Origin of the sequence: Burkholderia sp. BCC0506, assembly GCF_902833145.1 — a bacterium.
Classification (GTDB): Bacteria; Pseudomonadota; Gammaproteobacteria; order Burkholderiales; family Burkholderiaceae; genus Burkholderia.
In genome coordinates this window covers 699,587-725,328 of the sequence record NZ_CADFEN010000002.1, presented here as the reverse complement: position 1 = coordinate 725,328, position 25,742 = coordinate 699,587, and the positions used below count along the sequence as shown (strand labels likewise).

Here is a 25,742-nt window from a genome sequence, read left to right as displayed (position 1 = left end):
AAGCGTGCCGGCGCGCCTTCGCGCGCATGCCGGCCATCCGTGCGCGGGCCCGATGCCCGCCACCGCAACAGGTTGCATTTTAAAACCACTTTCCCTACACTCCAATCCAGTTTCAAATTGCAACTGCATTGCGTGAGGAAGCCATGGAATCATCCTGTCATTCCGGCACCGTTGCATCGGATGCGTCAGCCGATGCGATCGATCCCGCCGACGACGGCCGCCTGTCGTCGGCGCGCGTCGCATTGCTGGCCGTCTGCTGCGCGGCGAGCGTCGCGAACGTCTACTACGCGCAGCCGCTGCTCGATTCGATCGCACGGGATTTCGGCGTGTCGCAGGCTGCGGTCGGCGGCGTCATCACGGCGACGCAGCTCGGCTGCGCGCTCGCGCTGCTGTTCGTCGTGCCGCTCGGCGACCTGCTGGACCGCAGGCGTCTGATCGCCGTGCAGCTTCTGCTGCTGGCGGCGGCGTGCATCGGCGTGGCCGCGGCGTCGACACGCGTCGCGCTGCTGGCCGGAATGGTCGCGGTCGGGCTGCTCGGCACCGCGATGACGCAAGGGCTGATCGCATGCTCGGCCGCCCTCGCCGGCGCAGGCGAACGCGGGCGCGTGGTGGGCGCCGCGCAGGGCGGCGTCGTGGTCGGGCTGCTGGCCGCACGCTCGCTGGCCGGTGTCGTCACCGACCTCGCGGGGTGGCGGGCCGTCTATCTCGTGTCGGGCGCGCTCGCGATCGCGATGCTGGTCGCGCTGTCGCGGCTGCTGCCGGATATGCGCGAACCGCGCGAACGCATCGGTTACGCGGCGCTGCTGCGCTCGATGGTGTCGCTGCTGCGCGACGAACGCGTGCTGCGCGTGCGCGGCGCGATCGCGCTGTTGATGTTCGCGGCGTTCAGCATCTTCTGGAGCGCGCTCGTGCTGCCGCTGAGCGCGCCCCCGCACGCGATGTCGCACACGCAGATCGGCGCATTCGGCCTCGTCGGCGCACTCGGTGCGGCGGCGGCCGCCCGCGCGGGCCGGCTCGCCGATCGCGGGCGCGGCGAAGCGACGACCGGCGCCGCGCTCGCACTGCTCGCGTGCTCGTGGCTGCCGCTCGCGTTCGGCGATACGTCGATTGCGCTGCTGATCGTCGGCATCGTGCTGCTCGACGTCGGCGGGCAAGCCGTGCACGTCGTCAACCAGAGCATGATTCTCGGCGCGCGGCCCGACGCGCAGGCGCGCCTCGTCGGCTGCTACATGCTGTTCTATTCGGCCGGCAGCGGGCTCGGTGCGATTGCGTCGACGATGATGTATGCACGCGCCGGATGGACGGGCGTCTGCGTGCTCGGCGCGGGAGTGAGCGTGGCCGCGCTCGGCGTATGGGCCGCGACGCTGCGGCGCACGTAGTGCGCATTGGACGTGAGGACCCAACGGGAAAAGCCGGCCCGCCCTCGGCGGGCGGCCGGCACGCGAACCGGCCACGCACGCGTGCCGGTCCGGCTTTCGGTTCCGCTTCGGTTCCGCTTCGGTTCCGCTTCGGTTCCGCTTCGGTTCCGCTTCGGTTCCGCTTCGGTCCCGCTTCGGTCCCGCTTCGGTTCCGCTTCGGTCCCGCTTCGGTCCGGCGCGCGAGGTGCGCGCCGCAGGCGCTCAGCCGGCCGCCCGGATCGCCTCTTCGTAGACGCCGGCCACGCGCCGCGCGATCACCGCATTGTCGAAATGATCGCGCGCATAGCGCTTGCACGCGGCCTCGTCGGGTAGCGCGATCGCGCCGGACAGTGCGCCGCCGAGCCCTTCGGCGATTGCATCCGCGCCCGTCGACGGCAGCACGAGATCGTTCGACAACCCGGCGACCGCCTCCGGCAGCCCGCCGACCGGCGTGACCAGCACCGGCGTGCCGGACGCCAGCGATTCGACCGTGATCAGCCCGAAGCCTTCCAGCGCGACCGTCGGCACGACGCTGACCGTCGCCGCGCGGTACAGCGCCGCGAGATGGTGGTCGGGCACGAAGCCGAGCAGTTTCACGTTGTCCTGCAGCCCGGCGTCGTCGATGCGCTGCTGCAGCTCCTCGCCGATCTTGCCCTTGCCGGCGATCAGCAGCAGCACGTCCGGGTGGCGGCGCTTGACGAGGCCGATCGCGTCGATCAGGTCCTCGAGCCCCATGCGCCGCACGAGCCGGCGCACGGCCAGCACGATCGGCCGGTCCTGCGGCAGTTGCAGCTTGTGCCGCGCCTCGGCGGGCGTGAGCGGCGTGTCGAACTGCGCGGTATCGACGCAGCCGGGAATCACGCGCACGCGCGACGGATCGATTCCGTAGCGGTTCGTCAGGATCTGGCCGAATGCCTGCGACAGCACGATCAGCCGCGACGAGCGCGTATAGACGGCCTGTTCGAGATAGCGCTTCGCGCGCTGCCCGAGCGACGCGGCGCCCTCGACCTGGCTTTCGTCGGCCCACGGCCCCTGGAAGTGCGACACCTGCGGAATCCCGCGCGTCACGTCGAGCCCCGGGAACGTATACAGCGCGAAGTGCGACGAAATCACGTCCGGCCGCTCGCTGCGGATCTCGTCGCGCAGCGCGCGTCGCGCTGCGAGCATCCGGCGCGCGAGCGGCTGCGACGCGGGCCCGAAGCCCTGGATCGCGCCGCCCGTGTCGTCGGCGACCTTCGGCGAGCCGGCCACGAGCCCGCGCACCTCGACGCCCGCGCCGGGCAGCGCGCCGACGAGCGAGTAGTACATCCGGTCGAGGCCGCCCGCGCGTTCGGGAAACCAGTGCATGCCGATCTGCAACGATTTGATCGGCCGGGAAGATGGGGACATCACGGTTGCTCCTGCGTGATTGCATGCTCGACCCGCTCGAACGCGGACGGCTGCGTGGGTTGGCCGATGCGCCGGTAAAGCGCGACGTACTGGGCGCCCATGTGCGCCCAGCCGAAACGGGTCATCAGTTCGCGGGCCGCGTCGCCCATCGCGCGGCAGGTGTCGCGCGACGCCGCGAGCGCGTCGATCGCCTGCGCGAGCGCGGCCGGATCGTCCGGGTCCTCCAGCACGATCCCGCATTCGCGCGTGATGATTTCCGCGCCGCCCGCCGTGCGCGCGGTGACGACCGGCAGCCCGGCCGCCATCGCCTCCAGCAGCGACAGGCTCATCGCTTCGTAGCGCGACGGGAACACATACGCGTCGACCGAGCGCATCAGCGTCGGCATGTTCTTCACGAGACCGAGGAAATGCACGCGCGAATCGATGTCGAGCGCACGCGCCTCCTCGGGATACGGGCTGCCGGGCAGATAGCCGGCCACCGCCAGATGCACGTTCGCGGGCAGCTTCGTCAGCGCCTTGAGCACGGTGCCGAGATTCTTGCGCGGCGTGCGGAGATCGCCGACGAACAGCAGCAGGAACGCGTCGTCCGGCAGCTTGAACGCCGCGCGATCGGCCTGCGCGGCCGCGAACGCGCTGCCGTCGACGCCGTTGTAGATCACGCTGATCTTGCGGCTGTCGATGCCGAGCCCGGCGATCTCGTCGGCCACCTTCTGCGACACGGCGGTGATCGCGCGCGAACGCTTGTACGCCCAGCGCTCGAGCGCGGTATTCACGCGTGTGTAGACGTACTGGTAAGCCGACCACAGCCCCTTCGTGGGCCCGAACGGATAGTACGGACTCTTGAACCAGCCGCCGTGCACGAAGTGCGCGGTATTGACGTCGGCCTTGATCCACGAGATGAAGCCGTTCACGTGCAGCACGTCGTATTCGCCGCGGTGCGCGCGCAGCCAGGCCGCGCTCTTCAGCGCGAACACCTGCTGCTTGACGAGATTCGACGGCCAGAAGCCGCCGACCTTCACCGGCACCCAGCGCACGCGCGGGTCGGCCAGCAGCTCGGGCGCGACATGCGACGCGACCAGCGTGACCTCGTAGTGTTCGGCCAGCGCCGCGCGCGCGATTTCGTAATTGACGCGGCCCTGCCCGTCGTTATGTCGCACGACGTGCGTGACGATCGCGATTCTCAATGGTCGCCTCCCCGTGAACGCGCGGCGGCCAGCAGGCGTTGCGCCTTCTGCCAGTGCGCCGCGGCAAGTATCGAAAAAATGGCCGTGAACATCAGCAGGCCGCCGGTGCCGATCAGCGAGTTCGTGAACACGAGCATCGCGAAGGTCGACAGGCACAGGCTCAGGCACGCGCCGACGAACTTGTCCTGGCGCAGCTTGAACGCCGCGCGCAGCGTGCGGCCGAACAGCATCACGACGCCGGCGAGATACAGCAGCGTGCCCGGCCAGCCGAGCACGAACGGCACGTTCATCACGCCGCTGTCGAAGCTGCCGTACTTGCCGAGCTCGCCGCTGTCGCTCGACAGCTTCGTGGACGCGCCGGTCGCGCCCATCCCTTCGCCGGCGACGTCGGTGAACGCCGTCTGCGCGAAGGTCGCGTAGAACTTGTTGCGGTCGTCGTAACTGCGGTCGTCCTTCAGGTTCGTGATCGACTGCAGGCGCTGGCCGAGGCGGTCGGCCACCGGCCCGACGGTCAGGAGCGGCACGCACAGCCCGACCAGCACGACGCCGCTGATCAGGATCCGCATCCGTACGCGGTTGCTCGATTGCACGAGCTGGATCGCGAGCGCGATCACCCAGCCGCCCCACGTCGAGCGCACGAGACACAGCGCGAACGACACGAAACCGGCGGCGCCCGCGAACCAGCGGATCTTCTGCGGCGCGACCAGCACGAACACCAGCGCGCCCATCATCGCGAACGCGAACGGTCCGGACGAATTCATCGTGCTGAACACGCGCACGCCGTACGGCACCGGCTCGCCCTGCGAGCCCATCTGCGAGCCGACCATCCACAGCACGTCCCACTGCGGCATCACGAAATACTGCACGACGCCGTACAGGCCCATCACGAGCATGCCCCACATGAACGTGGACAGCAGCACGTCGCGATACTCGGGATAGTCGCGCGCGTTCACCATGATGTGAAAGCCGATCAGGATCGGGTACAGCCAGTTCGCGAGATCGTAGGTCGCGGCCATCACGCCGCTCGACACGATGCCGACGAGGTACGCGTACACGAGCCCGAACAGCATCAGCAGCACGGGGATGCCGCGCCGCTGCGCGAGCACGCGGTAATGCCTGATCAGCCCGAAGCCGGCGATCATCGTCACCGCGAGCGGCGCGACCTGGATCAGGCTCGTCGGCGTGAACGCGCCCTTCGACCAGTCGGCCAGGCGCCGCACTTCCGGGCTCAGGAACCACACCCACCACATGAAGCCGACATAGCGCGCCGGGCTCTTGAAATACAGCCAGATGCCCACCCCGATCGCCAGCACCGGGAACGCGAGCGTCAGCACCTTGCCCTGGTGGATGGCGATCAGCGCGGCGGTAAACGTCCACAGCCCGGCCTGCCCGGCCCAGTGCTTCGGCTCGGCGAACCAGCTGCGGGCGCGCGACGGCGCGCGCTCGGCGGCAATCGTGCTCATCGATCCGCACTCACTGCGACGACGCGCTCGAATCCGCGAGCGGCATCGCGACGCCGGCCGACGCGGGCGTGCGGCGCCGGCGCAGCATGTCGCGCGTGATCCGCACGTGCTGCTCGGCGAACGCCTGCGTGGTCAGGTCGCGCTCGCGCAGGCACGCGGCGGCCGCCCGCGCGCAGTCGAGCGCCGCCGCCGGGTCGGCGACGAAACGGTCGGCGGCCTGACGCATCGCCTGCGCGTCGAACGCCGGCACGTAGGCGGCCGTATCGTGCGGGAAATAGTCGCTCAGGCCACCCACGTCGGACACGATCATCGGCTTGCCGACGGCCGCCGCCTCGAGCATCACGGTGATGCCCGACGCGTGAAAATTCGGTCGCAGCGGCACGACGATCACGTCGGCCCACGCGTACAGCTCGTGCTGCTTCGCGAGCCCCGCCGCCGGGCCGATCTTCACGTTCGGCGCGTGCCATTCGCGCGGCACGCGGCGGCGCGTCGCGAGCCGCACGTCGTAGCGTTCGTCCCCGCCGAACGCGGCGAGGAACGTGCGCCAGTCGCGGTCGCGGTCGTTGCCGATCGCCGCGATCCGCAGCGGCCGGTTCGGTTTCCATTGCTGCGGCTCGACCGGCGGGAAATCCTTCGTGTTCAGCCCGTAATAGACGAACTCGGCCTCGCGCCCGAGGGTGCGGCGGCACAGGTCGGCGTTGTCGCGGGCCAGCGTGGTCAGGGCGTCTGCGCGCGCGAGCAGCTTGCGGTACAGCCAGCGGCGCGGGCCGCCGAAGCTGCCCCACTTGTCGAACAGCCACACGCTCTGCGCGAGCAGCAGCGGACGCTTGCCCTGCGCGCCGGCGAGCTTCAGGATCAGCGCGGCGGCCAGATGCTCCTGCTCGGTGTGCGTCCAGATCACGTCGGTATCGAGCAGCGCCGCGCGGTTGCGCCACGCATGCACGATATCGAAGCCGAGCGCGGCCTTCAGCGCGCGGCGCGCGACGCTCACGACACGGTTCTCGCCGGCGTCCTGCGAATAGGTCAGCCGGAATTCGTCGGATTCGGCATGGTGATAGCCGTACAGGCAGCCGATATCGTCGCCTTTCCGGTAGGTACGCGGATCGGCGCCGTAGAACAGATGGACGTGGACTTTCGTTGCAGCCTTGGTCGTCATGCGAGCCCTCCGGAGGTGGCCGCGCGCGGTGCGCGCGGGCCGTTCAAGACGTCACCGGCGGCATCGCCGCACGGTGGGGGGCGAGATTCGTGCGGCGCGCATCGCGCGCGCCGCGGCGCACCGCGCGCCAGTGCGCGAGCACACGCTCGCGCCGGGCGCCAGGCAGCGACAGCAGCACGTGCGCGAAGCCGGGATAGACGCGCGTACCGACCAGCGTCCACCACCACCACGCGATCTCGCGCCGCAGCGGCGGCAGATGCTCGCGCAGGATCAGATGCAGGTTGTACGCGCCGTTGCTGATCGCGTTCAGCGACGCGGCATCGCGCCGGTCGTCGTCGAAGCGCTCGGCCGGGAAGTGATCGACGGCGATCGCCGGGTCGTAGACGAGCTTCCAGCCTTCGCGCCGCACGTGCATGCTGAAGCCCATGTCGTTGTGCACTTGCGCGCCCGCGCCGCGCAGCCGCGTATCGAAGCGCAGCCGCTCGATCGCGGCGCGCCGGTAGCTCATGTTCGCGCCCTTGAGCATGTCGACTTCGCGCGCGCCGCCGACGCCGAGATGATGGTTGCCGACGATCTTGCCGGACAGCGTGAGCTGGCCCACCCGCTCTCTCGATTCGTCCAGCACGCGGCCTTTCTCGTGCACCCAGTCGCGTCCGCCGACCGCGCCGACGCGCGCGTCGGCCCGGAATACGGCCTCGATGCGCGCGAGCCAGTCGGGACGCGGCGCCGCATCGTCGTCGGTGATCGCGACGATGTCGCCGTTCGCCGAGTCGAGCCCCTTGTTCAGCGCGGCCACCTGCCCCGGCACGTCGACCGGCACGATGCGCAGCGGCAGCGCGCCGCCGACCGCCGGATCGGCGAGCCGTTCGTGCGTGGCGTCGTCCTCCGGGCGCGCGACGACGATCACCTCGTCGGGCAGCCGCTGCTGCCGCTGCAGCGCCAGCAGGCAGCGCGCGAGGTCGGCGGGGCGCCGGTAAGTCGGAACGAGCACGGAAATTTTCATCGAGGGTTCTCCAGTCGGCCGGGCAGGCGCCGCTCGCGCCGGCCCGGTGTCGTGCAATGCGGTCAAGCGCTCAGGTATTCGTGCACGGCCGCATAGCCGCGGCCGTAGCCGCGCGCCTTCGGCGGCACGCCGTTGAAGATCCCGCCTTCCAGATCGACGCCCGCGGTGCGCAGGCGCTTGATCGCATCGGCGATCTCGCCTTCGGTGTGCATGCCCGAGCGCAGCACGAGGAACGTCGAGCCGGCCATGCGGCCGATGATGGTCGCGTCGGTCACCGCCAGCACCGGCGGCGAATCGATCAGCACCACGTCGTAGCGCTTGCCGAGCCCTTCGAGGTATTGCGGCAGGCGCGTCGACATCAGCAGCTCCGACGGGTTCGGCGGACGCGTGCCGGCCGCGATGAACGACAGGCCCTGCACCGGCGTCTCGCGGATCGCTTCCTCGAGCGGCGACTGATCGCTCAGCAGCTCGGACAGGCCCGGCTGCACGGTGAGGCCGAAGTAGCGATCGAGCATCCCGCGACGCATGTCGGCGTCGATCAGCAGCACGCGCTTGCCCGAATGCGCGAGCAGCACCGCGAGGTTCACCGTCAGGAAGCTCTTGCCGATGCCCGGCGTCGGGCCGGTCAGCACGATCACGCGGTTCTTCGCATCCATCATCGCGAACTGCATCGCGGTACGCAGGCTGCGCATGCTTTCGACGCTCAGGTCCTTCGGACGCAGGCTCGCGAGGATCGGCCGCGCGCGGCTGCCGCCCTTCTCCGCCGCCGCGTCGAGCTTCACCTGCTCGGCGCTTTGCGGCACCAGCCCGTACAGCGGCAGGTTGAACGCGCGCTCGATGCGGTCCGGATCCTCGATGCCCTGGAACAAGTTGCGGCGCAGGAACACGATGCCCGTGCCGAGGATCAGCCCGAGGAACACGGCGGCCGACAGGATCAGCACCTTCTTCGGCTTGACCGGCGCGCCCGGACGCAGCGCCGAATCGACTAGGTGGATGTTGCCGCCCGTGCCGGCCTTCTGCACCGACAGTTCCTGCACGCGGTTCAGCAGCAGCACGTAGATGTCCTCGGCGACCTTCGCGTCGCGCTGCAGCTGGACGGCCTTCACCTCGGTTGCCGGCAGGCTGCGGAAGCGGTTGCTGAACTTGTCCTTCTCGCCCTGCAGCTCGGCGAGCTGCTGCTTCGCGGCGATCACCATCGGGTGCGAATCGGTGAAGCGCTGCGCGAGCGACGCGAGCTGCAGGCGCTGCGCGGCGATCTGCTGCTCGTACTGCACGCTGCCTTCGAGATAGACCTTCGCCTCGTCGCTCGCGTTGATCGAGCCCGACGTGCGCTGATACTGCGTCAGCGCGGCTTCCGCGCGTTCGAGGTCGGCCTTCAGGCGCGGCTCCTCGCCCTTCAGGAAGTCGAGCATCTTGGTCGCTTCGGCCTGCTTCGCGACCACGTGCTGGTTCAGGTACGACTGCGCGAGCGCGTTCGCGATCGCGGCCGTCTGGTCCGGGTCCTTGCCTTCGAGCGAGATCTGCACGACGCCCGTCTGCTTGCCCTGCTCGGTCACCTAGATGCCCGCCTGAAAGCCGGTGATCGCGTCGAGATCGTTGTATCGGACCACCGTGAACTGCGTGCCGGGTCGCGCGACGAGCTTCTGCACGAGCAGCGTCACGCCGCCGCCCTGCGCCGACTCGCCGACGCGGCCGGCCAGCAGCCGCGTGCCGTTCTCGTCGACCAGCGAATAGGTGCCGTTCGGGCCGGCCGTCAACGTCAGCTTCTTGCCCTCGAGCGCCGGCACGACGCTGATCGAGTCGACGTCGGCGATTTCGCCGCCCCACGCATACGACTTCAGGCCGAGCCACGGCCGTGCCGGCTCGCCGGGCGTCGCGAGGCGCGCGGCGAGGCTGCCGATCAACGGCAGCGTCTTCGGCGCGACCGAGAAGTTCAGCTTGAACTGGTCGACGACCGGCGCGACGACGCCGCGGCTCTTGATGATCTCGATTTCCGCATCGGTCGGCGCCTGCTGCGGCCCGCTGTTGATCATCGCGCCCGTCTGCGTCTGCGTGAGCGCCTGCGTCGTGTTGTCGTTGCCCTCGACCCGCACGTGCACGTCCGCCTGGTAGACCGGCTTCGCGACGAAGCAGTAGAGGCCGGCGAGCGCGACCACCATCACCGCGATGCCGAGCAGCAGCCAGATGTCGTCCATGATGACCTGGAGCAACTGGCCGAGAACGACGTCCTCTTCCTCGGTTTTCGCGGCCAGGTCCGCGTAGGAGTGTTTCGCTTGCGTGTTCACCATTCGTTCCCGCTTGAGTGGTGCCGGGGGGCGGACGCCGCCCCGGCGGGCTATCAGCGCGTGATTTGCCGCATGTAGAAGATCGTCTGGATCGTCGGCAGCACCTGCTGCAGCACGCGGTTGAACTGCACCGAGCTGGCCGTGCTGACGTAGACGACGTCGAGCGGTTGAAGCGGGAAGCGGCTCGACAGCATCAGCGCATCGGGCTGCGTCATGTCGAGACGGAACACTTCAGGCTTCGTCGGGTTGTCGCGCATTCCGCGCATCACGTAGATCTTGCGCGGGTTCGCGTCGGTGTCGAGGATCCCGCCGCCCGCGGTGAGCGCATCGGCGATGGTCAGCCTGCCCTTGAGCATCGGCACCGTGACCGGCGTCTTGACCTCGCCCATGATGAACACGCGGCTGTCGCTGCGATCCGGCACGTTGACGATGTCGCCCGGCTGCAGCATCACGTTCTGCTTCACTTCGCCGCGATCGAGCACGCCGTTCGCATCGAGCGTGTACAGCTTGCCGTCGCGCGTCAGGCGCACGCGCTGCAGGTCGGCCTCGGCGGTCGAGCCGCCCGAGCGCGAGATCGCGTCGACGAGCGTGAGCGGCACGTCGCTCACCGCGAGCGGGCCCGGCTGCTTCACCTCGCCCGTCACCTGCACCTTCTGGCTGCGGAACGACAGCACGCGCACGTCGAGCTGCGGATTCTTCACGTAGCGCGCGAGGCTGGACGCCATCTCGTCGCGGATCTGCGCGACCGTCTTGCCCGCCACGCGGATGCGGCCGACGAACGGGAAGAAGATCGTGCCGTCGGCGGCGACCGTCTGGCCGTACGGATCGGCCTGGCCCGGCAGCGCGGTCGTATACGGCTGCTGCAACGCGCCCGCGACCGATTGCGTCGTGTTGCCGCCGCTCGAGAACGACTGGCCCTGCGGCGTCGTCAGTTCCGGGTGATCCCACACGGTGACGCCGAGGATGTCCTGCGGGCCGACGCGATACGTGTACTGCGACGGATCGGTGTAACGTCCCGGCGGCAGCGGATGGTCGACCTGCGCTTTCTGCAGCTGGTCCATCACCACTTTGGCGTCGATGTAATGAACCGGATAGGTTTCGGCCGCTTCCTGCCGGCCTTCGTCCTTCAGGTTCGACGAATCGAGGTAGTTGCCGGGCGCGGTCGCACAGGCCGACAGGAAAGTCGTCAGCGCGACGGCAAGCGCCACCGGGCGCATCGGGCGTTTCAGCATAGTTTCTGTAGCCATCCTTGAACCAGACGTTCGATCAGTGAGTAGCTCTCGCGGTAGTCGGCCTCGGGGCCGCCATGCGGGTCCGCAATCTCGGCCCCTTCCCACTTGCCGAGCAGGTGAACCTTGCCGCGCGCGAACGGATCGACCGCCTCGACGGCCGCGATCTGTCGGCGCTCGCTGACGAGAATCAGGTCGGCGTCGCGCACGATCCGGCGCGACAGCCGCCGCGAGCGATGGGTCGTCGCATCGACGCCCCGCTCGGCGAGCAGTTGCCGCATCACCGGATCGATGCCGTCGCCGTCGTTCGCGTGGACGCCGGCCGAATGGAATGTCGGACGCGGGCCGCCGCGCGACGCGGCGTGCGACTTGAACAGCATTTCCGCCGCCGGGCTGCGGCAGACGTTCGCGTGGCAGACGATCAGGATGTTCCGGAACATGGCGTCTCGTAACGAGTGACGGAAAACGGGTTACGCGCTGGCGCGCGCGGCGCCCGGCACGCGAGCGGCGACCGCCTGGCGCGAGCCCGGCCGGCCGATCGGGTGGTACTCGATGCCCTGCTCGCTCATCGTCTCCGGCTCGTACAGGTTGCGGCCGTCGAAGATCACGGGCGACTTCCACAGGCGGCCGAGCGCGACGAAATCGGGGCTCTTGAACGCCTTCCATTCGGTGACGATCACGAGCGCGTCGGCGTCGCGCGCGGCCTGCGCCTCGTCGTCGACGAACGTCAGGCGCTCGAGCCAGCTCGGGTGATCGGCGAGATCGAGCGCGAGCACGCGACGCGCTTCCTGCTGCGCGACCGGGTCGTACGCCGCGACGCGCGCGCCGCGCGACAGCAGCTCGGCGATCAGCTCGCGGCTCGGCGCCTCGCGCATGTCGTCCGTGTTCGGCTTGAACGCGAGCCCCCACAGCGCGAACGTGCGGCCGGACAGGTCCTCGCCGAAGCGCGCGACGATCTTCTCGGCGAGCACGCGCTTTTGCGTCGCGTTGACCGACGACACGGCCTTCAGGATCTGCAGCGACTGGCCGTGCTCGTCGGCCGTGCGGATCAGCGCCTCGACGTCCTTCGGGAAGCACGAGCCGCCGTAGCCGCAACCCGCGTACAGGAAGTGGTAGCCGATGCGCGGGTCGGAGCCGATCCCGCGGCGCACGGCCTCGATGTCGGCGCCGAAGCGGTCGGCGAGGTTCGCCAGCTCGTTCATGAACGAGATGCGCGTCGCGAGCATCGCGTTCGCCGCGTATTTCGTGAACTCGGCCGAGCGCACGTCCATGTACAGCGTGCGCTCGTGATTGCGGTTGAACGGTGCGTAGAGCTTCTTCATCAGCTCGCGGGCGCGCTCGCCCGGCACGTCGTCGTCGCAGCCGATCACGATGCGGTCCGGCCGCGTGAAATCGTCGACGGCCGCGCCTTCCTTCAGGAATTCCGGGTTCGACACGACCGAGAACATCTGGTCGCCGCCGCGCTTCGCGAGCTCCTCGGCGACCGCCGCGCGCACGCGCTCGGCCGTGCCGACCGGCACCGTCGACTTGTCGACGATCACCTTGAAGCCCGTCATGTAGCGGCCGATGTTGCGCGCCGCCGCGAGCACGTACTGGAGGTCGGCCGAGCCGTCCTCGTCGGGCGGCGTGCCGACCGCGATGAACTGCACGTCGCCGTGCGCGACCGCGGCCTCGACGTCGGTCGAGAAGCGCAGGCGGCCGGCCGAGCGGTTGCGCGCGATGACTTCCTTCAGGCCCGGCTCGTGGATCGGCACGCCGCCGGCGTTCAGGATGTCGATCTTTGCCTGGTCGACGTCGAGACAGAACACGTCGTGCCCGATGTCGGCGAGACAGGCGCCGGTGACGAGCCCTACGTAACCGCTGCCGATGATAGTCAGATTCATGATGTGTCGGACCCCTTGACCAATGATTCGAAATTCGGAAAACCGGAATGCCTGCGCGACGCGGCGCGTCGGTGTCAGTACGCGTTGCTGCCGGTGAAGCCTTTCCACAGCGTCAGCACGACGATCTTGATGTCGAGCCAGAACGACCAGTTCTGCATGTAGTACAGGTCGAGCTTCACGCGGCCCATCATCTTCTCGATCTGGTCGGTCTCGCCGCGATAGCCGTTGATCTGCGCCCACCCGGTGATGCCGGGCTTGATCCGGTAGCGGAACATGTAGCCCTTGACCAGATCCTTGTAGATGTCGTCGTGCGCGAGCGCATGCGGGCGCGGGCCCACCACCGACATCTCGCCCTTCAGCACGTTGATGAACTGCGGCAACTCGTCGAGGCTCGTGCGGCGCAGGAACCGGCCGACCGGCGTCACGCGCGCGTCGTTCTTCGTCGCCTGCGTGACCTGCCCGGCCACTTCCTGGTGCACCTTCATCGAGCGAAACTTGTAGATCTCGAACTCGTGCCCGTCGATGCCCTTGCGCTTCTGCCGAAAGAACACCGGCCCGCGCGAGGTCAGCTTGATCAGGACCGCGATCAGCACCATCACCGGCGCGAGCGCGGTGAGCGCCGCCAGCGCGAACAGCCGGTCGAACACGAACTTCGGCAGGATCCGCACGTCGGTAATCGGCGACGCCGCGAGGTTGATCGCCGGCACGCCGAGCACCTCGACCACTTCCTGGTTGAAGAACGACAGCGTGCGCACGTCCGGAATGAAGCGGATGTTCACGAAGTCGTGGCGGAACACCGTCACGATCTGGTGAATCCGGCGCTCCTCCGTGATCGGCAGCGTGAGCCACAGCTCGCTGATCGCACGACTGCGCACCAGCCACACCAGCGAGTCGAACTGCCGCTCGATGCGCACGTCGTCGAGCGCGACTTCGCCCGGCGCCTCGCTTTCGTCGTACACGCACACCGGGTTGAAGCCGGCTTCCGGCCGCGCCCGCATCTGCGCGATCAGCCGCCGCGCCGCCGGCGTGCCGCCGACGATCGCGACCGCCTTCAGGTTGTACCCGCCGCGGCGCAACTGCCGCAGCACCACGTGCACGCAGGCCTTCGAGCCGGCGAGCAGCGCCATCGTCACGAGCGCCCAGTAACCCAGCCAGAGCCGCGACAGGTCGCCCGACTGGTGAAAGCTGAAGCTCAGCAGGATGCCCGCGAGCTCCACCACGAGCCACGCGAACGCCACGCGGACCACCAGCCCGACGAGACGCTTGCCGCGCCACGACTGGTAGATGCCGACGGCCGGAAAGAACACGACGACCAGCAGGCAGTCGAACAGCACCGTCGTGCGCTGCAGGTCGCTGAGCCCGATGCTGCCGTCGTGCAGCGCGGCCGCGATCAACGCGCCCGTCACGACCATCGCGATATCGATGACTCTCGCCAGCACGCTCAACATGTCTGTTTCCTCTTCTTTGAACAGGCGTTTGCCGAACAGCGCCTTGTGCAGCCCGTGCCGCACATTCGAATCAAACGTTGCATGACGCTATTGAAGCGACAAGAAAATTCCGCCTCAAGCGCACAAGTATTTCGAAAAATAATCGGAAATTCTTGCCGCGATCTTTTTTATTTAAATCGGCAGGTTTTCCCGAATCGGGCGGGAACGGGGATTTTTTCGGCTTCCTTACGCCTTCCGCTTACCCTTGATGGGCGGTCGTGTCCGACCGACGACCGGAATTATTTTTTACTTTTTTATTGTCGGCCGATGCGGGCGCTGAAAATTCTGCCGGACGAATGCGCGACGGATATCCGGCATTGGGTCCGGTTTTATTGTCGATTTACTTCATGCTACAACGACAGGCACTGACTTCAACCGTGGAGAGTGTCATCATGAATGCTCCGGCAGTGGTCGCCGAAACGCGCCATTCCTCTTCCGCCGCACCGGCCGCCGGTACGCCCACCGCCGGCACACGTCTGGCCGTGCAGCCCGTGATTCTCGCCGGCGGTTCCGGCACGCGCCTGTGGCCGATGTCGCGCGAGCGTTTTCCGAAGCAGCTGATCGGCCTGCTCGGCGAGCATTCGCTGCTGCAGTCCACTGCGCTGCGCCTCGATGGCCTGACGGCCGACCACCCGCTGAACGACGACGTGCTGATCGTGTGCGGCGAGGATCACCGCTTCACGACCGCCGAACAACTGCGCCTGACGGCCAAGCGGGCGACCATCATGCTCGAGCCGCTCGGCCGCGACACCGCGCCCGCGCTGACGCTCGCCGCGCTGCGGCTCGTCGCGAACGGCAACGACGCGGTGATGACCGTGATGCCGGCCGACCATGCGGTCGCCGACCTGCCGCGCTTTCACGCGGCCGTCGCGGCCGGCGTGCAGTGCGCGGCGCAAGGCAAGATCGCGACGATGGGCATCGTGCCCACGCGCGCGGAAACCGGCTACGGCTACATCCGCGTCGGCGCCCCGCTCGGCGACGCCGGAACGGGCGCCCTCGACGTACGCCGCCTCGACCGTTTCGTCGAGAAGCCGCACCTCGAACTCGCGCAGCAGTACGTCGCATCGGGCGAATACTGGTGGAACAGCGGGATCTTCATCGTGCGCGCGTCGGTCTGGCTGAAGGCGATCCGGCAGCTCGAACCGGCGATCCATGCGGCCTGCGAGCAGGCCGTCGCACAGGGCCGGGACGACGGCGATTTCTTCCGCGTCGATCGCGACGCTTTCGCCGCGTCGCCGTCGAACTCGATCGACTACGCGGTGATGGAGCCGCTCGCGAGCCAGCCGCAACTGTGCGAGAGCGTCGTCGTGCCGCTCGACGCGGGCTGGTCGGACGTCGGCTCGTGGGATGCGATCTGGCAGATCTCGCCGAAGGACGACGCCGGAAACGTCGGCCGCGGCCACGTGCTGTTCGAAGGCGCCGACTCGACGTTCGCGCATTCGGAAAGCCGGCTCGTCGCGTGCGTCGGCACGCAGAACCTGGTCGTCGTCGAAACGCCCGACGCGGTGCTCGTCGCGGACAAATCGCGCGTGCAGGACGTGAAGAAGATCGTCGCGCACATCAAGGCGCGACAGGGCACGGAAGCGACCGATCACCGCAAGGTGCATCGTCCGTGGGGCCACTACGACTCGGTCGACATGGGCGAGCGCTTCCAGGTGAAACGCATCGTCGTGAAGCCGGGCGCGCAACTGTCGCTGCAAATGCACCACCATCGCGCCGAACACTGGATCGTCGTGCGCGGCACCGCGCGCATCACGCGCGGCGACGAAACGTTCCTGCTGTCCGAAAACGAATCGACGTACATTCCGCTCGGCGTCTCGCATCGCCTGGAGAACCCGGGCAAGATGCCGCTCGAACTGATCGAGGTGCAGTCGGGCGCGTATCTCGGCGAGGACGACATCGTCCGCTTCGACGATACCTACGGCCGACAGTAACGCCATGCACCGAAGGGCGCCGCTTCGACGGCGGCGCCCGGGCGAGGCAGACAGGCAGACACTGCGGTTCCGCGCGGGTGTCGTGGCACACGACGGCCCGCGCGTTGCACGGCAAAGACGATCAACCCACGCGGTACGCGTATTCGCGACGCTCCGACTGCACGGGATCGTTGCGGCTTTCCGACAACGCGCCCGCGCGGCGCTCGGCGATGAAGCGCTTGATGTCCGATTCCGCGCGCGCCAGCGCCGACAAGCCGGCCAGCACTTCGCCTTGCGGCTCGCGCGCCGGCGCGTCGCTCGCACCGTGGCGATCGATCCACTGGCGCGCCCAGTCGAGCGCGTACTGTTCGGCTTCCTCGGCATCGGTGAAACGCGGGCCGATCAGGCCCGACCGTTCGACGCGCCGGTCGTCCTGCGAGATCTCGGCCCACGCGCGATACATCAGGTTCTGCACCGGCTGCGCGATGCCGCTGATCGTATAGCCGCGATACTCGTCGATCTGCGGCTCGGCCGCGGCGAAGCTCGCCGACGACGGCCGGGCATGGCGCAACTCCGCGGCCGGCGCGCCGGGCACCGTGAACGGCACGCCGGAGCGGCCATCCACCTGGTCGTCCCGCATCGCGCTCAACGACGACGCACCTTCGCCCTGCCAAACGTTTGCCTGCGCAACCGGCAATTGCCACGACTCGGGGTTCTGCCAGAACACGCCGCGCAGACGGTCGTTGTCGGGCGCGGGCTCCGCGCGCCGAGCCGGCACGACCGCCTCCGGCGGCGGCGGAATATACGCGAACGTGCGCCCGCTGAACTGGGTCAGCACGTCGATCATCTTCAGCAGCGTGCCGTTCGCGAGCCATTCTTCGTAGCGGCGACGGCACGTCGGCCCCGACGGATAGCGGCCGGGCAGCTTTGACCAGGCTTCCCCGGTCGTGAGGATCCAGAGCACCGCGTTGGCGACGACGCGCGGTTCGGCGCGTGGACGCCCACGACGGTTCAGCCGGATCGGTTCATCGGCGATCAGCGCTGAAAGGCGAAACCACTCTTCATCGTTAAGCTCATCGAAGAACATAGTCGATCTCTCCACGCAGCCAGGCCGGGGCTGCGATTGGCGGCGCCGTCGCGACACATCGCGTCGCGGGGCGGCCAGGTTGCACATTATGGTTATCCGGCGTTGTGCATACCGGGCGACACCGCACTTTCACGGTGCCGCGATTCCCGGCAATGGCGCACAAATCGCGGTCTCACTCCAATGTGGGAATTTTTGTGCACGAAGCATACCATCCTTAGGGTTTATCTCAATATGACAATGACTTAATGTTACGCACTGAAACAACCTGCCATGGGCGAGCAATCCATTTACGCTTGAATTTTTTTGCGGGATCTTTATGCCGACGGCTGCAAAGGCCCGTCCGGCGGGGCTCCGCAGCGTCTGAAGAATGCGTGGAAACCGGCTTTTTCGGGCGATTTCGGCGCCTGCCGGCACCTCGCCGGGGACTGTCTCCCGAAATCGGTAAATCAGGGAAAAATTCGTAACAAGACATTCACGAATCGGTAAATCATTCAATTTGCCTTGAATCAAATTATCTTCATGCACAATCTCTTTATTGTTTCTCGGCGAGTAATGAAAACACGCTGACGCATCGCGCCCGATGTGTCCCCGCATGCAAATCCGTCACGCTTGTTACATCTTCGCGGCGACCGGCAGGCGGCCGCGCCGCACGCCGTGCGGCGCGCGTGTTTCGGGTCGGAACCGAATGGAATAAGCCGACGTGCGCGGCCGCGGCCCGCGGCGGCGGCGTTAGCGCAGATCGCGGGCGAGCGATGCGGTCACGTCCGCGTCGACGCGCTGCGGCGGCATCGCATAGGCCGGGTGATCGCAGCCGATCGACAGCGCCGCCCCGCCCTTGAGCGCCGCGCGCATCGGCGCATCGAACTCGAAGCGGACGAAGTGCACGGCCGACGTCTTGTCGGCGTTGTCGCGCTCGAGGTCCTCGTCGGCGATCGCGTAGACGCGCGCGTGCCCGTCGACCTGCAGGTACACGCGATCCTCGACACCGATCAGCCGTGCGAGCGCCGCGCGCCGTTCGGCTTCATGCTCGTACTCGATCTGCATCGTCGCCTTCAGGTTGGTGCCGTCGGGCACCAGCGGCAGATACGCGTCGAGTTCCGCTTCGATGCCGGCCTCGTCGAAAATCTTCTCGATGTGCAGCATCTCCTGGATCTGGTAGCGAATCGTCGTCTCGTCCTCGAACAGGAACCGCAGATGGTTGCCGAGCGCCACCGCGCGGCGCCGCTTGTATGCCACGAGCCGCGCGTGTTCGGCCTTGCGGATCTTCGCGTACGCTTCGAGCGTCAGCAGGGAGTCGCGGGTCAGCGTCATGGGAAGTCCTCGTGGATGGCCGCCAGCGCCTCAGATGCCGTACGCGCGGCGCAGCAGCGTCAGCGGATGTGCGAGCGGCGCCTGCGGCAAGCCGTTCTCGTCGATGCCCTGCGCGATGTGATGGCCGGCGAGCGCGCAGTCGGACGACACGACGTCCGGCCGCGGCTCGGCCATCGCCTTGAACACGGGCGCGCCGATCCGCATCGCGTCCGCATGAAATGCCTTCTTCACGCCGAACGTGCCCGCGTGGCCCGAGCAGCGCTCGACGACGTTCACGCGGGTCTCCGGCACGAGCGACAGAACGTCGGCCGTCTTGCGGCCGATGTTCTGCACGCGCGCATGGCACGGCACGTGATACGACACGGTGCCGAGGCCGGACTTGAAATCGGTCTTCAGCAGCCCGTCGCGATGCCGCGCGATCACGTATTCGAACGGGTCCCAGAACGCATCGGCCACCGCGCGCACGGCTGCGTCGCCGGGGAACATCAGCGGCAGCTCGCTCTTGTACATCAGCACGCAGCTCGGAATCGCGCCGATCAGCGCATAGCCTTCGCGCGCATAACGCTCGAGCACCGGGATGTTGACGGCCCGCTTCGCGGCGACGCCGTCGAGATTGCCCTGCTCGAGCAGCGGCATCCCGCAGCACGCCTCGCGCGTGACGAGTTCGTACGGGATCTCGTTGTGCGCGAGGATCGCGAGCAGGTCATGGCCGATCCCCGGCTCGTTGAAATTCACGTAGCACGTCGCGTAGATCGCGACCTTGCCGGGCGTGCGTTCGCCGTCGCGCACGGGCGGATCGTCCGAGCGCCTGGCGGCACGCCGGAACGTGCGCGGCGCGAATTCCGGCAGCCACGCGCGGCGATCGACGCCGAGCGCCGCTTCGAGCGCGTGGCGCGCGGGCGGCGTCCGGTTCACCGCGTTGATCGTCTGCGTGACGACCGGAATGCCCGCGAAATGACCGAGCGCATCGGTATTCGACAGCACCTTGTCGCGCAGCGGCGCTTCGCCGCGTTTGTAACGCGCGGCCTTGGCACGCAGCATCAGGTGCGGGAAGTCGACGTTCCATGCGTGCGGCGGCACGTACGGGCATTTCGTCATGTAGCAGAGGTCGCACAGATAGCACTGGTCGACGACCTTGCCGAACGCGGCCTTCGGCACTTCCTCGATGTCGCCCATCGGCGTGTCGTCGACGAGGTCGAACAGCGCCGGAAACGCGCCGCACAGCGACACGCAGCGCCGGCAGCCGGCGCAGATGTCGAATACGCGCGTCATTTCCGCGTCGATCGCGGCCTGGTCGTAGAACGCTTCGGACTGCCAGTCGAGCGGATGCCGGGTCGGGGCTTCGAGACTGCCTTCCTGGTGGGGCATGGGGCGCTCCCGCGTGGCGCGCATGTGCGCAAGCGCACCGCCCGCGCGGTGCGGGCGGCGATGAACGAACCGCCGGCCGCGTGCCGGTCGCACGGCGACGCCGCGCGGCCCGCGGCGGGCGGCCCGTCAGTCGACGAGACTGTCCAGCGCCTTCGTGTAGCGGTTCGCGTGGCTGCGTTCGGCCTTCGCGAGCGTCTCGAACCAGTTCGCGATTTCGTCGAAACCTTCGTCGCGCGCGGTCTTCGCCATGCCCGGATACATGTCGGTGTATTCGTGCGTTTCGCCGGCGATCGCCGATTCGAGATTCAGCCGCGACGAGCCGAACGGCAAGCCGGTGGCCGGATCGCCGACCGCTTCCAGGTATTCCAGATGGCCGTGCGCATGGCCGGTTTCGCCTTCGGCGGTCGAGCGGAACAGCGCGGCGACGTCGTTCTGCCCCTCGACGTCGGCCTTCGAAGCGAAATACAGATAGCGCCGATTCGCCTGCGATTCGCCCGCGAATGCGGCCTTCAGGTTCTCTTCGGTCTTGCTGCCCTTGAGTTGAGCCATTTGCGCCTCCGTTCGAGTCGGCGCGGCCGCGTGCGACGCCGGGCCGATCAGATATGTGGGGAACGATGCATGCGCCGGGCGCGCATCGTGCTCTTCAATCTAGGCGCTCGCGTTCGCATCACCCAATAGGCTTTTTCAATGCGGGCGATAGCGTCGGGCGGCGCGCCGGATGGCCGGGAAGACGGCCGCTGCATGCCGCCGCATGTTCCCGCGGCGTCACGCATCCATCGCGCGCTTGAGCAGCAATTCGCGCTCACGCTCGTTGCGCGTCAGTTCGGCCGCGCGGCGGAACTCCAGCTTCGCCTCGTCGGCGCGGCCGAGCTTCGCGAGCAGATCGCCGCGCACGCTCGGCAGCCAGTGATAGCGCGCGAGCGCCGGATCGTCGCGCAGCACGTCGACGAGTTCGAGCGCCGCGGCCGGCCCGAACGCCATCCCCACCGCCACCGCGCGATTGAGCTCGACGACCGGCGACGGCGCGACTTCGGCGAGCGCGTCGTACAGCGCGACGATCTGCGCCCAGTCGGTGTCCGCCGCCTGCCGCGCACGCGCGTGGCACGCGGCGAGCGCGGCCTGCAGCGCATACGGCCCGCGCACGCCGCCGAGCTTCGTCGCGCGTTCCAGCGCCGCGAGGCCGCGCCGGATCAGCAGCGGATCCCAGCGGCTGCGGTCCTGGTCGAGCAGCAGCACGGGCCGGCCCTGCGCATCCACGCGCGCATGCATGCGCGACGCCTGCAGCTCCATCAGCGCGACGAGCCCGAGCACTTCGCTTTCGTCCGGCGCGAGCCCGGCCAGCACGCGGCCGAGCCGCAACGCCTCGTCGCACAGCGCCGGACGCATCCAGTCGTCGCCCGCCGTCGCCGCATGGCCTTCGTTGAACACGAGATAGATCACTTCGAGCACCGAGGCGAGCCGCGCGGGCCGCGCATCGGCAGCCGGCACCTCGAACGGCACGTGCGCGGCCGCGAGCGTGCGCTTCGCGCGCACGATCCGCTGCGCGATCGTCGGCTCGGGCGTCAGGAACGCGCGCGCGATCTCGCCCGTCGTCAGCCCGCCGAGCAGCCGCAGCGTCAGCGCGACGCGCGCGTCGGTCGACAGCACCGGGTGGCACGACGTGAAGATCAGCCGCAGCAGGTCGTCGCCGATGTCGTCGTCGCGCGCGTCGGCGAGCGCGTCCGCGATGTCGGGGACGACGTGCGCTTCGAGCGCGTCCATCTCGTGACCGAGCTGGTCGCGCTTCGCCGCATGCAGCGACTCCTGCCGGACCCGGTCGAGCGCGCGACGCTTCACGGCCGTCATCAGCCAGGCGGCCGGGTTGTCGGGCACGCCGTCGACGGGCCAGTGCTCGAGCGCCGCGACGAGCGTGTCCTGCGCCAGCTCCTCGGCCACGCCGACGTCGCGCACCACGCGCGCGGCGCGCGCGATGATCTTCGGCGCCTCGATTCGCCAGACCGCTTCGATCGCACGATGCGTCGCCTCATGCGTCACGACGCCTGCCCCTGGGCGGACGCATCGAGCGGCATGGCCATCAGTTCCCATGTATGGCCGTCCGGGTCGGTGAACCCGTGGCCGTACATGTTCGGGTATTCGCGCGGCGCCTGCGGCGCGGCCCCGCCGGCGGCCAGCGCCTTCGCGACGAGCCCGTCGACTTCGGCGCGGCTGTCGCACGACAGGCACGACAGCACCTGGATGTGCGTCGCCGGATCGATGATGGTCTTGTCGGTGAAGGTCTGGAAAAACGGCCGCACGAGCAGCATCGCGAAGATCGTGTCGCTGATCTTGATACAGGCGGCCTGCTCGTTGGTATAGGCCGGCACGACCTCGAAGCCGAGCGCCTGGTAGAACGTCTTCGCGCGCGGCAGGTCGGCTACCGGCAGGTTGATGAAAACCATCTTGTGCATGACGGGTGCTCCCGGTGAGGTTGGATTCAGGCGTGGCCGCGGCCGACGTGCAGCTCGCGGAACCGCTCGACCGCGTCGCTCGGCGTGAGGTCGTCGAGCTCGAACAGCGGCCGCACCTCGATCTCGCAATCGAGCTCGGCGCCGAACGGCGCGGGAAACCGGCGCGTCCATTCCAGCGCCTCGTCGCGCGAGCGCACCTGGATCAGCGTATAGCCGGCGATCAGCTCCTTCGTTTCGGCGAACGGGCCGTCGATCACCGTGCCCTTGCCGCCCGTGTAGCGCACGCGCCAGCCTTGGGCGCTCGGCCTCAGGCCGTTGGCGTCGAGCAGCACGCCGGCTTTCGCCAGCTCCTCGTGATAGACCGTCATGGCCTCGACCAGCCGGTTGTCCGGCAACGCGTCGGATTCGCTGACGGCGTTTGCCCGGATCATGATCATGAATCGCATCGTTTGACTCCTTGTCGTCGGTGGAAAGGCGGCGCCCGTCGTGCGGCGCCTTATCCGGACGACGGACGAAAGACGGCCGGATCGACACGCGCCACGACAAATCAGGGTAAATACCGAGTCGCGACGCTCACAGGAAGCACGGGCCGACCGCGCGCACCTCGACCGTGCACCATTGCGCGGCCGGGCACTGGCGCGCGATCTCGATCGCTTCTTCGCGCGTGTCCACGTCGACCAGGAAGAAGCCGCCGACCATCTCCTTCGCTTCGGCGAACGGGCCGTCGAGCAGCCGCGTCTCGCCGTCGCGCACCTGCACGCGCGTGCCGCGCTCGGACCGCTCCAGCGACTCGACGCCGCGCAGCACGCCGCGCGCCTTCAGCGACTCGGCGAACTCGACCATCCGCGCATACAGCGCCTGACCTTCGTCGAGCGTGCGCTCGGCGCGCTGTTCGGTCGGTTCGACAATCAACAGCATGTAAGACATGAATCTCTCCTGTGGGGACGGGGCACGGCGGGATGCGCCGGGCGAGCGGCACACGATGCCCGGTGCGAAAGCGTAACAGCCGCGGAGCGGCTTGCCGCATCGTTGGCCAATCGGCACTGGCCGGACGGCCATTTCCGCCGCAGCCTGACATTTTGCCTTCAAGATGCGGCTCCGAACTGTCGGATTCTCATCCTGTGGACCGTCTCATGTCACGCCCGCTCTCCCTGTTTGCCGTTGTGCTGTTCGTCGTGCTGTCCGTCATGCTGCCCAGGGCGTTCCTCGCCCGGCCGGCTGCCGGCGCGCCGCCGGTCGCCAACGGCTGCGGCGGCGCAACCACGCCGATTGCCGAGATCCGGCGCGCCGGCGGTCCGTCGCCGCTCGCCGGGCGCACGACGTCGATCGAAGCGGTCGTCACCGCGGCGTTCGGCGGCGCCGACGGCCTGGGCGGCTTCTTCGTCCAGCAGGCCGACGCGCAGCGGCAACGCCGGGCGGGCGTCCCGGAAGGCTTGTTCGTCCATGCGCCGAACGCGCGAGCGACGCCCGGCGATCTCGTGCGCCTGACCGGCAAGGTCGACGAGAAATACGGCCGGACGCAATTCACGCTGACGAGCGACGTCGCCGTTTGCGCACGCGGGCAGACGGTCACGCCGGCGACGCTCACGCTGCCGGTCGCGTCGCCGGCCGTCCTGGCCGCGCACGAAGCCATGCGCGTACGCCTGCCGCAAACGCTGACGGTCAGCGATACCCATGAACTCGGGCGCTACGGCAGCATCGTGCTGAGCAACGGCCGGCTGCGCACGCCGACCCAGGTCGCGCTGCCGGGCGATGCTGCCGCGCAGGCCGCGGCCAACGCACTGAACCGCATCGTGCTCGACGACGGTTCGAGCCGCCGCGACCCCGCAACCGTCCGCTATCCGCCGCCCGCGCTGAGCGCCGCCAACACGCTGCGCGCGGGCTACACGGTTCGCGACGTCGAAGGCGTGCTCGAGTGGCGCTACGGCACATGGCGGCTGCAACCGGCGGCCGGCACGGCGCCCGTATTCGATACCGCCACGAACCCGCGCACAGCGGCACCGGCCCGGCATCCCGATGCCGACGTGCGCGTCGTGTCGTTCAACGTCTTCAACTATTTCAACGGTGACGGCCATGACGGCGGATTCGACGCGCCGGCCAACCGCGGCGCGAAGACACCCGCGGCGTTCGCGCGACAGGAAGCGAAGCTCGTCGCGGCGTTGCGCGCGCTGCGCGCCGACGTGATCGGGCTGATGGAAATCGCGAACAACGGCCACGGCGACGCGAGCGCCATCCGTCGCCTCGCCACGCAACTCGGCGGCGGCTGGCGCGCGGTCGATCCCGGCACCGCGCGGCTGGGCCGCGACGCGATCGCGGTCGCGCTGCTGTACGACAGCCGCACGGTCGAACCGGTCGGGCGCGCCGCCACGGTCTCACTCGGTCGTCGGCACCGGCCGCCGCTCGCGCAGACGTTCCGGCGCATCGGCGGCGCCCGCGCGTTCACGGTCGCGGTCAATCACCTGAAGTCGAAGAACTGCCCGCATGCGAGCGGCGGCAACCTCGACCAGTCCGACGGACAGGGTTGCTGGAATGCGGCGCGCACGCGCGCGGCCGCGCGCCTCGCCGACTGGCTCGCCGCTGCGCCGACGGGCATCGCGGCCGACGGCGTACTGCTGATCGGCGATCTGAACAGTTATGCGAAGGAAGACCCGATTCGCATGCTGGAAGCACGCGGCTACGCGAACCTGGTCGCACGCTTCGTCGGCGATGCTGCGTACAGCTACGTATTTCGCGGCGAAGCCGGCAATCTCGACCATGCGCTTGCCACGCGGCCGCTCGCGGCACGCGTGAGGGCCGTGCAGTTCTGGCACATCAACGCGGACGAACCGGTCGCCTTGCAATCCGTGCCCGATTACAAAACGGCCGCGCAACGGTCGGCTTATTACGCACCCGACGCGTACCGCTCGTCGGACCACGATCCCGTCGTCGTCGACGTCGCGCTGGACGGCGGCGCCACGCAATCGGCATCGGGCACGAATCGTGCGCATCGACCGGGCGTCGAGTAGTGCATTTGCATCAGCATCCAACCTGCAACGGCACTATTTACCTGATGCCCGTCGCGACGTCATATTGACCGGACCTTCACTGCGACCCGCTGCTCGACATGCTGTACCGCCCCGAGACGCGAAATTTTTTCAACC

The 25,742-nt window shown here is 68.4% G+C and carries 21 protein-coding genes and 1 pseudogene; 3 read left to right on the top strand and 19 right to left on the bottom strand.

Translation table 11 applies throughout. The annotated features are described in order from the left end of the window. Window positions 1-143 precede the first annotated feature (143 nt). Window positions 144-1,379 carry an MFS transporter gene (locus HWX62_RS07210; RefSeq protein WP_175932354.1) on the top strand — a complete coding sequence of 412 codons (1,236 nt, stop codon included), beginning with the start codon at window positions 144-146 and terminating at the stop codon, window positions 1,377-1,379. 240 nt (window positions 1,380-1,619) lie between these two features. Here HWX62_RS07210 and HWX62_RS07205 read toward each other — a convergent pair whose 3' ends face one another. From HWX62_RS07205 to HWX62_RS07160, 10 genes and pseudogenes are all read right to left on the bottom strand, one after another. Continuing rightward, window positions 1,620-2,786: a glycosyltransferase family 4 protein gene (locus HWX62_RS07205; protein WP_175932353.1), complete on the bottom strand. Its 1,167-nt coding sequence runs from the start codon at window positions 2,784-2,786 to the stop codon at window positions 1,620-1,622. Then, entirely contained in the window at window positions 2,786-3,970 is a 1,185-nt protein-coding gene (locus tag HWX62_RS07200; RefSeq protein WP_175932352.1) for a glycosyltransferase family 4 protein, read from the bottom strand. Before HWX62_RS07200 ends, HWX62_RS07205 begins: the two co-directional genes overlap by 1 nt. Next, window positions 3,967-5,433 carry a glucose-6-phosphate isomerase gene (locus HWX62_RS07195; RefSeq protein ID WP_175932351.1) on the bottom strand — a complete coding sequence of 489 codons (1,467 nt, stop codon included), beginning with the start codon at window positions 5,431-5,433 and terminating at the stop codon, window positions 3,967-3,969. The genes HWX62_RS07200 and HWX62_RS07195 overlap by 4 nt, the downstream gene beginning before the upstream one ends. Before the next feature lie 10 nt (window positions 5,434-5,443). Continuing rightward, window positions 5,444-6,589: a glycosyltransferase family 4 protein gene (locus HWX62_RS07190; RefSeq protein WP_175932350.1), complete on the bottom strand. Its 1,146-nt coding sequence runs from the start codon at window positions 6,587-6,589 to the stop codon at window positions 5,444-5,446. A gap of 43 nt (window positions 6,590-6,632) precedes the next feature. Further along, window positions 6,633-7,592 (bottom strand): glycosyltransferase, encoded by a 960-nt coding sequence (locus tag HWX62_RS07185; protein ID WP_175932349.1) that lies wholly within the window; start codon window positions 7,590-7,592, stop codon window positions 6,633-6,635. A 62-nt stretch (window positions 7,593-7,654) separates the two neighbouring features. Continuing rightward, window positions 7,655-9,880, bottom strand: a pseudogene (locus HWX62_RS07180) (polysaccharide biosynthesis tyrosine autokinase). Between the two features lie 50 nt (window positions 9,881-9,930). Beyond that, entirely contained in the window at window positions 9,931-11,109 is a 1,179-nt protein-coding gene (locus tag HWX62_RS07175; protein WP_006482941.1) for a polysaccharide biosynthesis/export family protein, read from the bottom strand. Next, window positions 11,103-11,546, bottom strand: a complete 444-nt coding sequence (locus tag HWX62_RS07170; RefSeq protein ID WP_006482944.1) for a low molecular weight protein-tyrosine-phosphatase — start codon at window positions 11,544-11,546, stop codon at window positions 11,103-11,105. Before HWX62_RS07170 ends, HWX62_RS07175 begins: the two co-directional genes overlap by 7 nt. 30 nt (window positions 11,547-11,576) lie before the next feature. Continuing rightward, the gene (locus tag HWX62_RS07165; RefSeq protein ID WP_175932348.1) at window positions 11,577-12,989 is read right to left on the bottom strand and encodes a UDP-glucose/GDP-mannose dehydrogenase family protein; all 1,413 of its coding nucleotides are present in this window, start codon (window positions 12,987-12,989) and stop codon (window positions 11,577-11,579) included. A gap of 74 nt (window positions 12,990-13,063) precedes the next feature. Next, on the bottom strand, window positions 13,064-14,437 hold the full coding sequence (locus HWX62_RS07160) for an undecaprenyl-phosphate glucose phosphotransferase (protein ID WP_175932347.1): 1,374 nt from the start codon (window positions 14,435-14,437) through the stop codon (window positions 13,064-13,066). Window positions 14,438-14,868: 431 nt separating this feature from the next. Here HWX62_RS07160 and HWX62_RS07155 point away from each other — a divergent pair, with 431 nt between their 5' ends. Next, window positions 14,869-16,410 (top strand): mannose-1-phosphate guanylyltransferase/mannose-6-phosphate isomerase, encoded by a 1,542-nt coding sequence (locus HWX62_RS07155; RefSeq protein ID WP_175932346.1) that lies wholly within the window; start codon window positions 14,869-14,871, stop codon window positions 16,408-16,410. Window positions 16,411-16,531: 121 nt separating this feature from the next. Here the strand turns inward: HWX62_RS07155 and HWX62_RS07150 are convergent, their stop codons facing one another. The 9 genes from HWX62_RS07150 to HWX62_RS07110 form a co-directional block, all read right to left on the bottom strand. Continuing rightward, entirely contained in the window at window positions 16,532-17,476 is a 945-nt protein-coding gene (locus tag HWX62_RS07150; RefSeq protein WP_175932345.1) for a DUF6566 family protein, read from the bottom strand. Between the two features lie 129 nt (window positions 17,477-17,605). Then, window positions 17,606-18,070 (bottom strand): hypothetical protein, encoded by a 465-nt coding sequence (locus HWX62_RS07145; RefSeq protein WP_175932344.1) that lies wholly within the window; start codon window positions 18,068-18,070, stop codon window positions 17,606-17,608. A gap of 135 nt (window positions 18,071-18,205) precedes the next feature. Further along, entirely contained in the window at window positions 18,206-18,787 is a 582-nt protein-coding gene (locus HWX62_RS07140) for a DUF3501 family protein (RefSeq protein WP_175932343.1), read from the bottom strand. 30 nt (window positions 18,788-18,817) lie between these two features. After that, the gene (locus HWX62_RS07135) at window positions 18,818-20,155 is read right to left on the bottom strand and encodes a heterodisulfide reductase-related iron-sulfur binding cluster (RefSeq protein WP_175932342.1); all 1,338 of its coding nucleotides are present in this window, start codon (window positions 20,153-20,155) and stop codon (window positions 18,818-18,820) included. A 126-nt stretch (window positions 20,156-20,281) separates the two neighbouring features. After that, entirely contained in the window at window positions 20,282-20,704 is a 423-nt protein-coding gene (locus HWX62_RS07130; RefSeq protein WP_006497294.1) for a rubrerythrin family protein, read from the bottom strand. Window positions 20,705-20,920: 216 nt separating this feature from the next. Further along, on the bottom strand, window positions 20,921-22,189 hold the full coding sequence (locus tag HWX62_RS07125) for an RNA polymerase sigma factor (RefSeq protein ID WP_175932341.1): 1,269 nt from the start codon (window positions 22,187-22,189) through the stop codon (window positions 20,921-20,923). Beyond that, on the bottom strand, window positions 22,186-22,602 hold the full coding sequence (locus HWX62_RS07120; RefSeq protein WP_006482943.1) for a VOC family protein: 417 nt from the start codon (window positions 22,600-22,602) through the stop codon (window positions 22,186-22,188). Before HWX62_RS07120 ends, HWX62_RS07125 begins: the two co-directional genes overlap by 4 nt. Before the next feature lie 26 nt (window positions 22,603-22,628). Further along, window positions 22,629-23,048 (bottom strand): YciI family protein, encoded by a 420-nt coding sequence (locus HWX62_RS07115; protein ID WP_175932340.1) that lies wholly within the window; start codon window positions 23,046-23,048, stop codon window positions 22,629-22,631. A 127-nt stretch (window positions 23,049-23,175) separates the two neighbouring features. Further along, window positions 23,176-23,529, bottom strand: a complete 354-nt coding sequence (locus tag HWX62_RS07110; protein WP_059573772.1) for a YciI family protein — start codon at window positions 23,527-23,529, stop codon at window positions 23,176-23,178. A 206-nt stretch (window positions 23,530-23,735) separates the two neighbouring features. On the opposite strand from HWX62_RS07110, the gene HWX62_RS07105 reads away from it, so the two are divergent. Further along, window positions 23,736-25,607 (top strand): ExeM/NucH family extracellular endonuclease, encoded by a 1,872-nt coding sequence (locus HWX62_RS07105; RefSeq protein WP_175932339.1) that lies wholly within the window; start codon window positions 23,736-23,738, stop codon window positions 25,605-25,607. The last annotated feature ends 135 nt before the right edge of the window (window positions 25,608-25,742 follow it).

Coding starts and splice junctions, on each gene's coding strand:
- HWX62_RS07195 (WP_175932351.1), bottom strand. CDS start 5,433: ATGAGCACGATTGCCGCCGAGCGCGCGCCGTCGCGCGCCCGCAGCTGG.
- HWX62_RS07105 (WP_175932339.1), top strand. CDS start 23,736: ATGTCACGCCCGCTCTCCCTGTTTGCCGTTGTGCTGTTCGTCGTGCTG.
- HWX62_RS07115 (WP_175932340.1), bottom strand. CDS start 23,048: ATGCGATTCATGATCATGATCCGGGCAAACGCCGTCAGCGAATCCGAC.
- HWX62_RS07155 (WP_175932346.1), top strand. CDS start 14,869: ATGAATGCTCCGGCAGTGGTCGCCGAAACGCGCCATTCCTCTTCCGCC.
- HWX62_RS07175 (WP_006482941.1), bottom strand. CDS start 11,109: ATGCTGAAACGCCCGATGCGCCCGGTGGCGCTTGCCGTCGCGCTGACG.
- HWX62_RS07210 (WP_175932354.1), top strand. CDS start 144: ATGGAATCATCCTGTCATTCCGGCACCGTTGCATCGGATGCGTCAGCC.
- HWX62_RS07130 (WP_006497294.1), bottom strand. CDS start 20,704: ATGGCTCAACTCAAGGGCAGCAAGACCGAAGAGAACCTGAAGGCCGCA.
- HWX62_RS07150 (WP_175932345.1), bottom strand. CDS start 17,476: ATGTTCTTCGATGAGCTTAACGATGAAGAGTGGTTTCGCCTTTCAGCG.
- HWX62_RS07120 (WP_006482943.1), bottom strand. CDS start 22,602: ATGCACAAGATGGTTTTCATCAACCTGCCGGTAGCCGACCTGCCGCGC.
- HWX62_RS07185 (WP_175932349.1), bottom strand. CDS start 7,592: ATGAAAATTTCCGTGCTCGTTCCGACTTACCGGCGCCCCGCCGACCTC.
- HWX62_RS07190 (WP_175932350.1), bottom strand. CDS start 6,589: ATGACGACCAAGGCTGCAACGAAAGTCCACGTCCATCTGTTCTACGGC.
- HWX62_RS07160 (WP_175932347.1), bottom strand. CDS start 14,437: ATGTTGAGCGTGCTGGCGAGAGTCATCGATATCGCGATGGTCGTGACG.
- HWX62_RS07205 (WP_175932353.1), bottom strand. CDS start 2,786: ATGTCCCCATCTTCCCGGCCGATCAAATCGTTGCAGATCGGCATGCAC.
- HWX62_RS07145 (WP_175932344.1), bottom strand. CDS start 18,070: ATGCGGGGACACATCGGGCGCGATGCGTCAGCGTGTTTTCATTACTCG.
- HWX62_RS07135 (WP_175932342.1), bottom strand. CDS start 20,155: ATGCCCCACCAGGAAGGCAGTCTCGAAGCCCCGACCCGGCATCCGCTC.
- HWX62_RS07140 (WP_175932343.1), bottom strand. CDS start 18,787: ATGACGCTGACCCGCGACTCCCTGCTGACGCTCGAAGCGTACGCGAAG.
- HWX62_RS07170 (WP_006482944.1), bottom strand. CDS start 11,546: ATGTTCCGGAACATCCTGATCGTCTGCCACGCGAACGTCTGCCGCAGC.
- HWX62_RS07165 (WP_175932348.1), bottom strand. CDS start 12,989: ATGAATCTGACTATCATCGGCAGCGGTTACGTAGGGCTCGTCACCGGC.
- HWX62_RS07110 (WP_059573772.1), bottom strand. CDS start 23,529: ATGTCTTACATGCTGTTGATTGTCGAACCGACCGAACAGCGCGCCGAG.